Source organism: Streptosporangium sp. NPDC006013 (genome assembly GCF_040614275.1).
In the GTDB taxonomy this organism is placed as follows: domain Bacteria; phylum Actinomycetota; class Actinomycetes; order Streptosporangiales; family Streptosporangiaceae; genus Streptosporangium.
In genome coordinates this window covers 17,158-28,177 of the sequence record NZ_JBEXUE010000082.1, presented here as the reverse complement: position 1 = coordinate 28,177, position 11,020 = coordinate 17,158, and the positions used below count along the sequence as shown (strand labels likewise).

General features: G+C 69.2%; 7 protein-coding genes and 1 tRNA gene. All 8 read left to right on the top strand.

Translation table 11 applies throughout. The features are described 5' to 3' along the window. Positions 1 to 114: 114 nt before the first annotated feature. The 8 genes from ABZ260_RS15470 (at position 115) to ABZ260_RS15435 (ending at position 10,316) form a co-directional block, all read left to right on the top strand. A complete protein-coding gene (locus tag ABZ260_RS15470) occupies positions 115 to 1,521 on the top strand; it encodes a metallophosphoesterase (protein WP_355617202.1) in 1,407 nt (468 codons plus the stop codon). Between the two features lie 194 nt (positions 1,522 to 1,715). Then, complete coding sequence (gene tmk, locus ABZ260_RS15465) at positions 1,716 to 3,779, top strand: dTMP kinase (RefSeq protein ID WP_355617199.1); 2,064 nt, start codon at positions 1,716 to 1,718, stop codon at positions 3,777 to 3,779. Positions 3,780 to 3,878: 99 nt separating this feature from the next. Then, positions 3,879 to 5,060 carry a DNA polymerase III subunit delta' gene (locus ABZ260_RS15460; protein ID WP_355617197.1) on the top strand — a complete coding sequence of 394 codons (1,182 nt, stop codon included), beginning with the start codon at positions 3,879 to 3,881 and terminating at the stop codon, positions 5,058 to 5,060. Positions 5,061 to 5,564: 504 nt separating this feature from the next. Next, positions 5,565 to 6,317 carry a hypothetical protein gene (locus ABZ260_RS15455; protein ID WP_355617195.1) on the top strand — a complete coding sequence of 251 codons (753 nt, stop codon included), beginning with the start codon at positions 5,565 to 5,567 and terminating at the stop codon, positions 6,315 to 6,317. Next, positions 6,314 to 7,468, top strand: coding sequence for a glycosyltransferase family 4 protein (locus ABZ260_RS15450; RefSeq protein ID WP_355617193.1), 1,155 nt, complete (start codon positions 6,314 to 6,316; stop codon positions 7,466 to 7,468). Before ABZ260_RS15455 ends, ABZ260_RS15450 begins: the two co-directional genes overlap by 4 nt. Before the next feature lie 232 nt (positions 7,469 to 7,700). Continuing rightward, positions 7,701 to 8,552, top strand: a complete 852-nt coding sequence (ricT, locus tag ABZ260_RS15445) for a regulatory iron-sulfur-containing complex subunit RicT (protein WP_355617208.1) — start codon at positions 7,701 to 7,703, stop codon at positions 8,550 to 8,552. A 129-nt stretch (positions 8,553 to 8,681) separates the two neighbouring features. Then, positions 8,682 to 10,178, top strand: coding sequence for an alpha/beta hydrolase (locus ABZ260_RS15440; RefSeq protein ID WP_355617191.1), 1,497 nt, complete (start codon positions 8,682 to 8,684; stop codon positions 10,176 to 10,178). Positions 10,179 to 10,242: 64 nt separating this feature from the next. Next, positions 10,243 to 10,316 (top strand) — tRNA-Thr (locus tag ABZ260_RS15435). Positions 10,317 to 11,020: the final 704 nt, after the last annotated feature.

Genomic DNA, 11,020 nt, shown 5'->3' with positions numbered 1-11,020 from the left:
CCTGGTACGGGGCCCTGGCCCGTGGGGTCTCCGCACCCGCTGGGAACGCATTCGCCGTTTCGGGCGTTCTTCGGAACGCGCCGGGACGGCCGGTGGGCGCGAGAGGGAAGGCAAGTGACGATCGTGGGCTTCGTGTCGCTGGTCATCTGTGCGATCACGGTGGTCCACTACTACCTGTGGCGTCGCCTGGTCCGTTCGACCACCCGGCCGGGGCGGACCCGCCGGGTGCTGACCTGGATCCTCGTCGGCCTGGCGGTGCTCGCCCCCGTGACGCTGATCGTCTCCCGCAGTGAGTGGGGGCACTTCCTGGCGTGGCCGGGATTCTTCTGGATCGCGACGATGTTCTACCTCGTCGTGTTCCTGGTGGTCCTGGAGATCCCCAGGGCCGTGGCCCTGCTGGTGGTGCGCGGGGTGGAGCATCGGGCCGAGCGGCACCTGGTGCCGCCGGGGGTGGTCGCCCGCCGTGCGAAACGAGCCGTGCAGCCGGAGCTCGCCGTTCGATCCGAAACCGCCGGCACACCGGCGTCCGTGGCCGCCGTTCACCCCGAGCACTCCCTCCGGCCCGTCTCCACGGCCCAGACGGACCGTGGGGAGTCCCCGGTCGGTGGGGTGGTCGTCGTGCCGGGTCCTGGAGGCACGCCGCGCGGCGGAGGGGCGAAGGACACGGCAGGCGGGCTGAGCAGGAGGCTGTTCATCGCCCGTACGGCGGCGGTCGCCGCCGGGGCGGGGGCGCTCGGCACGATCGGGTTCGGGATCAGGACCGCCCTCGGCGACCCGGTCATCGAGTCGGCCGGGGTGGTGCTGCCCAGGCTGGATCCACGCCTGAACGGCCTGCGGTTCGCGGTTGTCAGCGACATCCACCTGGGCCCGCTCACCGGTACGGAGCACACCCGGCGCATCGTCCGCATGATCAACTCACTGGAGGCCGACGTGGTCGCCGTCGTCGGCGACCTGGTCGACGGCACGGTGGCCGAGCTCGGCCCGCTGGCCAGGCCGCTGAAGGACCTCGAATCCCGCTACGGCGCCTACTTCGTCACCGGTAACCACGAGTACTACACCGCCAACGGCCCGCAGGAGTGGATCGAGGAGCTCCGCGAGCTCGGCATCCGCCCGCTGGGCAACGAGCGCGTGGAGATCGCCCACGGGGGAGCCGTGCTCGATCTCGCCGGGGTCAACGACGTCGGCGGTGTCGCATCGGGTGACGGTCCGGACTTCGAGCGGGCGCTGGGTGGCCGTGACCGCTCCCGGTCCACGGTGCTGCTCGCCCACCAGCCGGTCCAGGCGGTCCAGGCGGCCACCTACGGGGTGGACCTCCAGCTGTCCGGCCACACGCACGGAGGGCAGATGGTCCCCTTCAATCTGATCATCCCGATGCAGCAGCCGGTCGTCTCCGGTCTCGGCGAGGTGGACGGCACCCAGGTCTACGTGACGCGGGGCGCGGGTTTCTGGGGGCCGCCGGTCCGGGTGGGCGCCCCACCTGAGATAACCCTGCTGGAAGTCAGGAACGAGAGGCTCCGGTAGCCCGGCACCGATCGGGAGAGCCGGCCAGGGCGCGGAGACGCATCACTGGAAACACGAGCATCTGACGCTTCTTTTCGGGTGTGGCACCTGCGGGGCACAGGGCGGAGGCATTACCCTCATGCGACGGGCAGCCGGGCATTTCCGCCTGGCTCATGTTTCCCCCAGCCCAGCGAGCACCTGGATACGCTGACACTATGACCACCCTTGGCCGGAGCACCGCGCGACGTAAGCCCCCCCACGTGCTGGCCAACACCCCGTTCCGCAAGCTGTGGACGGCGATGTCGGTGTGCAGCCTCGGAGACTGGCTCAACCTGCTGGCACTGACCGCCCTGGCGGGCAACCTCACGGTGGGGTCCGGCTACAAGATCCAGAGCCTGGCCATCGGAGGCGTCTTCGTGGCGAAGATGCTCCCCGCCATCCTGCTGGGCCCGCTCGCCGGCGCGTTCGCCGACCGGTTCGACCGGCGGATGACGATGTTCTTCTGCGACTTCCTGCGCTTCGCGCTGGTGTTGTCGATCCCGCTGATCGGCAACTACCAGTGGGTGATCATCGCCACCTTCCTGGTCGAGTGCGTCAACCTCTTCTGGGTTCCGGCCAAGGACGCCACGGTGCCCAACCTGGTGCCCAAGGAGCGACTGGAGGAGGCCAACCAGCTCAACCTCCTGGTCACCTACGGGACCGCGCCGATCGCCGCGCTGCTGTTCGCGGTGCTGTCGGTCGCCGACGACGCCCTGGGCAACCTGGTGCCGTTCTTCGCCCAGCGGGAGACCTACCTGGCGCTGTTCATCAACGCGCTCGCCTACCTGGTCTCGGCCTTCATCATCCTCTCGCTCAAGGACATCCCGAAGGCCGGCGCGCGGGCCGCGACCTCCACGCCGTCGGTGCTGCGGCAGATCTTCGAGGGCTGGCGGTTCGTCGGCGGCAACCGGCTGATCCGCGGCCTGATCATCGGCATGCTGGGCGCGTTCGCCGCCGGCGGCGCGGTGGTCGGGGTGGCCAAGATCTACGTGGACGCGCTGGGCGGCGGCGACGCGGCGTACGGCGTGGTCTTCGGGGCGGTCTTCGTCGGCATGGCGTCCGGCATGTTCTTCGGGCCGAGGCTGCTGAGGGAGCTGTCGCGGCGGCGGTTGTTCGGCCTGTCGATCGTGGTGGCCGGGGTGGTCCTCGTCGCGATCGCGCTCGTCCACAACCTGGTGATCGTCGTCCTGCTGACCGTGCTGCTCGGCGCGTGCGCGGGAATCGCCTGGATCATCGGCTACACGATGATCGGGCTGGAGGTGGACGACAACCTGCGGGGCCGCACGTTCTCCTTCCTGCAGTCGCTCGCCCGGGTGACCCTGCTGCTGGTGGTCGCGGTCGCGCCGACCCTGGCGGGCCTGTTCGGCGAGCGGGAGATCAGGGTCGGGCAGGAGCCGGTCTACCAGTTCGACGGCTCCAACCTGGTGCTGCTGGTCGGCGGGTTGCTCGCGGTGGCCGTCGGGACCGTCGCGCTACGGCAGATGGACGACCGCAGGGGCGTCTCGATCGTCGCCGACCTGATCGCCGCGGCGCGCGGGGAGCGGTTCACCCCCGAGAGCGTCGAGCAGGCGCGCGGGATGTTCATCGCCTTCGAGGGCGGTGAGGGGTCGGGCAAGACCACCCAGTCCAGGCTGCTGGCGATCTGGCTGCGCGACCAGGGGTTCGACGTCGTACAGACCCGTGAGCCGGGCTCGACCAAGGTGGGCATGCGGCTGCGCGCGATCCTGCTCGACGCGGTGCACCAAGGGCTGTCCGCGAGGTCGGAGGCCCTGCTGTACGCGGCCGACCGGGCCGAGCATGTGGAGAAGGTCATCCACCCGGCCCTCCAGCGGGGTGCCATGGTGATCTCCGACCGGTACGTCGACTCGTCGCTGGCCTACCAGGGCGCGGGCCGGGCGCTGGACATCGAGGACGTCAAGAGGATCAACGGCTGGGCCACCGGTGGGCTCGTTCCCGATCTCACCGTGCTCATCGACACTCCGCCGTCGGTGGGGCTGGCCCGGCTGGGCGGGGCCGCCGACCGCATCGAGTCGGAGCCGCTGGAGTTCCACGAGCGCGTCCGCCGCGAGTTCCGGGCACTGGCCGCTGCGGAGCCGGATCGTTACCTGGTCGTCGACGGGACCCTGACCCAGGAACGGATCTCCTCGCTCATCTACGACCGGGTCCGCGAGATCATGCCCGACCCGGTGCCACAGGAGTCGGAGGACGTCACCGGGACCATCCCGGCGATCCGTGACTGACCCGATGCCTCCGCGAGCCGTGAGCGGAGCCGAGGCCGCGGGGGAGTCCTCTCCGTGAGCTCCTGACCCGGCGACCGGCACCGGCGGTAGGTTGGGTCCGTGGGAGTCTTTGATGATCTTGTGGGGCAGGAGCGGGCCGCGGTAACGCTCCGCCGGGCCGCGGCGGCCGGGGCCGACCTGCTGGCCGGGGGGCGCGGTGCCGGGATGACCCACGCGTGGCTGTTCACCGGGCCGCCCGGGTCCGGGCGTGAGGAGGCCGCGCGGGCGTTCGCCGCCGCGCTGTTCTGCCACGAGCAGGGGTGCGGCCACTGCGACATGTGCCATCAGGTGTCGGTCGGCTCCCACCCGGACCTGGAGATCGTCCGCCCGCAGGGGCTCTCGTACGGCATCAAGGACACCCGCAGGCTCATCCTGCGCGCGGCCGGGGCGCCGACGCTGGGCCGCTGGCGGGTCGTGCTGTTCGAGGACGCCGACCGGGCGACCGAGGGGGCGTCCAACGCGCTGCTCAAGGCCATCGAGGAGCCGCCGCCGAAGACCGTCTGGCTGCTCTGCGCGCCTGCTCCGGACGACATGATGATCACCATCAGGTCCCGCTGCCGGATCGTCACGCTCGTCACCCCGACCACCTCGGCGGTCGCCCACGTGCTGGCCACGCGCGAGAACGTGCCGCCGGCGATGGCGGAGTTCGCGGCCAGGGCCGCCCATGGGCACATCGACCGCGCCCGCAGGCTGGCCCTGGACGAGGAGGCGCGCTCGCGTCGCGAGGCGGTGCTGTCCATCCCCAGGTCGCTCACCGGCGTCGGTGAGTGCGTGATGGCCGCCGAACGCCTGGTGAAGACCGCCGAGGACGAGGCCGCCGCGGTCACGGCGGTGCTGAACGAGGCGGAGATCACCGAACTGCGCCAGGTCTACGGCGAGGGCTCCACCGGAAAGGGGCTCAACAGGGGGCTGATCCGCGGCGGCGCCGGGGCGCTCAAGGACCTTGAGGACCGGCAGAAGTCCCGGGCGACCCGCACCAAGCGCGACGTCATCGATGCGGCGCTGCTCGACCTGGTGGCGTTCTACCGCGACGTGCTGGCCGTGCAGTTCGGCGCGCACGTGGAACTGGCCGGCGAGGACCGCCGCGCCGATCTGGAAGACCTGGCCCGTGCCTCCACCCCGGAGGACACCCTGCGCAGGATCGACGCCATCATGCGCTGCCGGAGGCGGCTGGCGGCCAACGTCAGCCCGCAGATGGCCGTGGAGTCGATGACCCTCTCGTTGCATCAGCCCCGGCTCTGAACCGCGTCGGCCGGGCCTGATCCGCCTCACGACGGGAGATGGTTTTCACGTTTTTGGTCATGCAGACCGAAATGTTGGAACTGGGCGGACCGGAACCCGCTGAGACGATCAGCAGGCTCTACGCCGGGGGCGGCAGGCAGGCGGACACGCGCTACCGCGATGGCCGGGAGGTTTCCGGCCGGCCGGCACGGATGGTTCGGAGGCGCACATCGTGGTCCGGCGGGGACCGGAGTTCGAGGTGATCAACTTTGGCCGATATCGGACACCTCAGGGTTTCCAGTAACCCGGTGTGACGGATATCGGCTGGTGAGGGTAGGGGGCCGTCGCGACCGCGCGCCCCCTACCCGTCTTTTTTCGATTAGATGGAACCATTCCTCGCTAAATCACCTCAAAGCATGAGTGTGGGTCGTTAGGATTCACGGGCAAAAATCAATGCTTTTGTTATAAAACAACGGGAAGTGTCCTGCTCTATGGGGATGAGCAGCGAAGACCGGGGGAATTTTGGTGAGCACCGAGGCGCGCCACGGGGTGGTCCCGTCCGTGAGCGGGCGGGCCGTCACGAGCCGGGTGGGCGATGACGACACGCTGAGGATCGAATGGTCGGCACCGACGGACGCGGAGATCGTCCTGCGGCATGTGGAGACCGGTGAGGAGTGCGGGACGGCGGACCTGACGGTGCTGGCCCCGGGTATCTGGATGGCCTCATGCCGGGGCGAGCCCGTCGCCACCGACGACCCGGGGTTCTCGCTCGACGGGCTCTGGTCCTACGCCGAGACCCGCCGCAACCGGGAGATCAGGGCGTTCCGTACCTCCCTCGGCACGCTGGGCCTGCGAGTCCGCGAGGTCGAGCCGTACGTCGAGGTGATCCGTGTGACCGCGGACGACGGGGTGATCGCCGTCGAGGGCGCCGTCGCGTACGGCGACCCGATCCGGGGGGAGGCCAGGCTGGTGGCGGTGGCCCGCCGGGGGCCGGAGCCGGTGAGCGGGCCGGCGACCTTCCAGGGACGGTGGTTCGAGGGCGCGATCGAGATCGCGCCGATGGCCGAGGCGCAGGTGCGGCGCCGGGTCTTCTGGGACCTGTACGCGGAGATCTCCGGGGTCCGGCTGCCGCTGGCGACCCGTCTTGATGACATAACAGATAAGAAGATCAAAGTTCGTTTTCCTGCCCAGCGTGTCGGGCAGGTGAGGGTCCGCCCGTACTACACCGAGACCGACAGCCTCGCCGTCGCGCTCAGCATCGAAGAGGAGAAACCGTGAAGATCTCCTTTCTCATTCTCAACGCCTACGGCATGGGCGGCACCATCCGCGCCACCTTCGACCTCGCCACCGCCATGTCCGAGCGGCACGAGGTCGAGGTCGTCAGCGTCTTCCAGCACACCGACACCCCCTTCCTGCCGCTGGGCCCCCGGGTCAGGCTCCGTTCGCTGGTGGACCTGCGGGAGGGGGCCAGGGTCCGCTGGCCGTACACGAAGAGGGCCGAGCGGCTGGGCGCGCGGGAGAGCGCGCTGATCCACCCCGAGGAGCGCGCCTACGCGTCCTTCAGCGCCTGGAGCGACGAGGTCCTCGTCCGCGAGCTGCGCAGGCTCCGCAGCGACGTCCTGATCACCACCCGCGCGGGTCTCAACATCATGGCCGCGAGGTACACCCGCAGGAAGGTCGTCACGATCGCCCAGGAGCACCTGCACTTCGAGGCGCACCAGCCCGGAATCTTCGCGGAGATCCGGACCTGGTATCCGAAACTGGACGCGGTCGTCACCCTCACCGAGGCCGACGAGCACGACTACCGGAACATGCTCAACGGGTCGCCCACCCGGGTGTTCACCATCGGCAACGGGCTGCCCGGCGGGCCGCGTCCACGCTCCAGGCAGGAGAACCGGATCGTGCTGGCTGCGGGCAGGCTGGTGCCGGTCAAGGGGTACGACCGGCTGCTGAAGGCGTTCGTCCGGGTGGCCAGGGAACGTCCCGACTGGAAGCTGCGGATCTACGGCGAGGGCCGGGTCGGCGACAAGCTGGTCAGGCAGGCGGTCAAGCTGCGGCTGCACAACAACGTCACCTTCATGGGCCCCACCGGTGACATCGAGGGCGAGCTGGCCAAGGCGTCGATCCACGCGGTCAGTTCCCGCTTCGAGGGCTTCGGCATGACCATCATCGAGGCGTTCGCCTCCGGGGTGCCGGTGGTCAGCTTCGACTGCCCCCGTGGACCTCGCGAGATCATCACACCCGGGATCGACGGACTGCTGGTTCCCGCCGACGACGTGGACGCTCTGGCCGACGGGCTGATCCAGATGATCGACGACGAGGAGGGCCGCCACAGGATGGCCAAGAACGCCATCCAGACGGCCCAGAGCTACGACATCTCGATGATCGCCGAACGCTGGGAGAAGTCCTTCGCCGAACTCGGCCGCTGAGCGGCTGCCCGGGGTGACGGGCCCTGCGTCGAGAGACGACTCTCTCCCGGCCCTCGTGAGGATGCTCCCGTGGGCTGCCGAAAGGGAGCAGTGCTCGTCCCCGGAGTGGTTCTTGATGGGGCGGTGCGCGGGGTACACGGCCCGCGTTCACGCCTTGGCGGCCCCGCACTTCGCCGGGTGCGGAGCGTAGGGTGAGCACGAGCCGTACCCCCAGGTTTGGAGCCATATGGGCATGATCATGGCGGTGAGTTTCACCCGCTACGGCAGGCTGTACTACCTCGACCCCGGAGAGCACAGCCCCAAGGTCGGCGACAAGGTGCTGGTGCCCACCGAGGCCGGGCCCGAGGTCGCCGAGTGCGTCTGGGCACCCCAGTGGACGAGCGAGGAGATCGACGGGCTGCCGGTGTGCGAGGGCATCGCGGGCGAGGAGCAGCTGACCCGTGACGAGGGCAACAAGCGGCGCCGCGCCGAGGCCCGGAGCGTCTCCAAGCGCCTGATCAAGCGGCACACGCTGCCGATGAAGGTCGTCGGCGTCGACTACCTGGACGCGGAGAACGTCTACACGGTCTACTTCTCCGCCCCGCACCGGGTCGACTTCCGCGCCCTCGTCCGTGACCTGGCCCGCAACCTGCGCGCCAGGGTGGAGCTGCGCCAGATAGGCCCGCGCGACGAGGCCCGCCTCCAGGGCGGCATCGGCCCCTGCGGCCGTGACCTGTGCTGCGCCACCTTCCTCAAGGACTTCGAGCCGGTCTCCGTCCGGATGGCCAAGGACCAGGACCTGCCGGTCAACCCGCTGCGCATCGCGGGGGCGTGCGGGCGGCTGATGTGCTGCCTGAAGTACGAGCACCCCCTCTACCTCGACGCCCAGAGCAGGATGCCCCGGATCGGGCTGAAGGTCGACACCCCCGAGGGCGCCGGAACCGTCGTGGGCCGCAACGTACCCTCGGACTCCGTCGTGGTCCGCCTGGAGGACGGCGGCCGCCGCTGCGCCTGCCCGTCGGCCTCGGTCTGCTCCCCGCGCAAGCAGCACGACGAGGCGTACGGTGGCGCGGTGCGGGTCGCCGAGAGCGGGCCGGAAGGGTGACCGATCGGCTGTCCCGTCATGGGGGCTCGGCGCGGGCATAGGATTCGATCGTTCGGCCTCTCCGCGTGTCGGCCCCCCTTGCCGGATCCGCGTGTGACCCCGACCTACGGACTACGGAGCGGACTAGGCGTGAGATCCCGTGTGACCGCCGTACTGGCGGCGGTGGCCCTGCTCGCGAGCGCGTGCACCGGCACCGACGTCCCCGCCGACGCCAGTGGCGGCACCGGAGCCGGCCGCGGTGTGGCGGGAGCGGCTCTCGGCTGGCACGAGTGCGAGGACGGTTTCGAGTGCGCCAAGCTCGCCGTACCGCTCGATCACAGCAAGCCGGACGGTGAGAAGATCGAGCTCAGCGTGATCCGGCTCCCGGCCTCGGGGGAGCGGATCGGTTCGATCCTCCTCAATCCCGGCGGGCCGGGTGCCTCCGGAGTGCAGTACGCGCGAAGTGCCCGCACCGCGGTGAGCGAGGCGGTTCGCGAGCGCTTCGACGTCGTGGGCTTCGACCCGCGCGGGGTCGGCGACTCCGCGCCCGTCCGGTGCCTGTCGCCGAGCGAACTGGACACCTTCGTCGGTCTCGACAGCTCGCCCGACTCGCCGGGGGAGGTCACCGTGCTTGAGGAGGGGGCGCAACGGTTCGCCGCCGGATGCGAGACCCGATCGGGCAGGCTCCTGCCGTACGTCGGCACCGCCGACGCCGCCAGGGACATGGACCTGCTGCGTGCCGCCGTCGGTGACTCCCACCTCACCTACCTCGGCAAGTCGTACGGCACGCAGCTGGGCGCCGTCTACGCCGATCTCTTCCCCGACCGGGTCCGCGCCCTCGTCCTGGACGGCGCCGTGGACCCCTCGCTCGGCCCACTGGAGCTGAACACCGCGCAGGCACGCGGTTTCGAGGTCGCCCTCGACGCGTTCCTCGAAAACTGCCTCGCGGCCACCGACTGCCCCTTCCAGGGCTCCGTCGCCTCCGCCCGCGCGGAGATCACCGCGCTGCTCCGCAGGGCGGACACCGCTTCCCTGGCCAACAGGACCGGCGACGACCGTACGGTGACCGAGGCCTGGGCCATCCTCGGTGTGATCACCCCGCTCTACGACCGGCAGGCATGGCCGGTCCTCCGCCAGGCGCTGGCCCAGGCGCTGAAGGGTGACGGCACCGTCCTGCTCCGCATGGCCGACCTGCTGGTCGACCGTGGGGAGGACGGCGAGTACACCAACCAGACCGAGTCCAACCTGGCGGTCAACTGCGTCGACAGCATCTACCCCCGCGACCCCGCCGCCTACGCCAAGGCGGCCGAACAGGCGGCCAAGGTCGCCCCCCTGTTCGGCGCGTACGTCATGTGGAGCTCACTGCCCTGCGCGTACTGGCCGGTCAAGGCGGGGGCCCGGGAGAAGATCGACGCCTCCGGAGCCCCGCCCATCATGGTCGTCGGCACCAGACGCGACCCCGCCACGCCCTACCAGTGGTCAGAGGCCCTCGCCTCCCAGCTCTCCTCCGGCGTCCTCGTCGGTTTCGACGGAGACGGCCACACCGCTTATCTGACCGGCTCGGCGTGCGTGGATCGCCTGGTGGACGACTACCTGATCGATCTGACCGTCCCCGCCGATGGAACCCAGTGTCCCAAGATCGGCTGATTCCGGTGCGCGGGAAGGCCCTGGGAGCCTGTAGACTGCCGTAGGCCGTGGTGAAACACGGCACGCCGCCTTAGCTCAGTCGGCCAGAGCACTTCACTCGTAATGAAGGGGTCTGGGGTTCGATTCCCCAAGGCGGCTCCCAGGTCAAAGGCCCTTCGGGATCATCCCGGAGGGCCTTTGTCATGTCTGTACAGCAGTTGCATACAGCTACCTCCTGTAGTTCAAGCTTCAGTAGCTAGGCGAAGGTGGCCAGCCAGAGAAGAAGTAGCGGATAGGCGTTGACGGACCCGTCAATCAAAGGATCTTGATGACGAACAACTCGCCGCTATCCTTCTGTCGCACGAGCAGATCATTGCCCTTAGACGCCTCGGCCTCCACGTACTCATAGAGGGTGATGGCTCTGTTCACCAGGTCAGTCTTCGAGAAGCCGGTGCGTTCCTGGAGTCTCTGAAGTTGTTCCGAGACTCGCGGAACTAAACCCACAGTTATCCGTTCACTCGCCACCTGTCGGGTTTGCGGAGAGGTTGGCTCCGAAGGCATCGCACACCTCGCATAAGTAACTGGCCCGTCCTGTTAGGTGCCGAGCCTCAGTCGATAGTCGCACACCTAGCACGTGAGAGCAGCATCTCTGCAGCTATTTGATGCAAGTGTGTGGGTGTCGTGGTAGTTTCCCTCTGGGCGGAACGTCTGCCTGTCCGTGACTGAAGGTGGAAAACCTCAAGGAGGTAAAGGCATGGGGCTACTCCAAGCACTCCCGGTCGTGACTCTTAGTTCTGACTAGCTCACGCCGGGAGTCGCTTATAGGGCGCGTGGTTGCTCCGCATTGGGCGGAGCTGTGCCCT

Excerpts from the sequence above, each read along its gene's own strand:
- tmk (WP_355617199.1), top strand. The coding sequence starts at position 1,716 with ATGACCACCCTTGGCCGGAGCACCGCGCGACGTAAGCCCCCCCACGTG.
- ricT (WP_355617208.1), top strand. The coding sequence starts at position 7,701 with ATGATCATGGCGGTGAGTTTCACCCGCTACGGCAGGCTGTACTACCTC.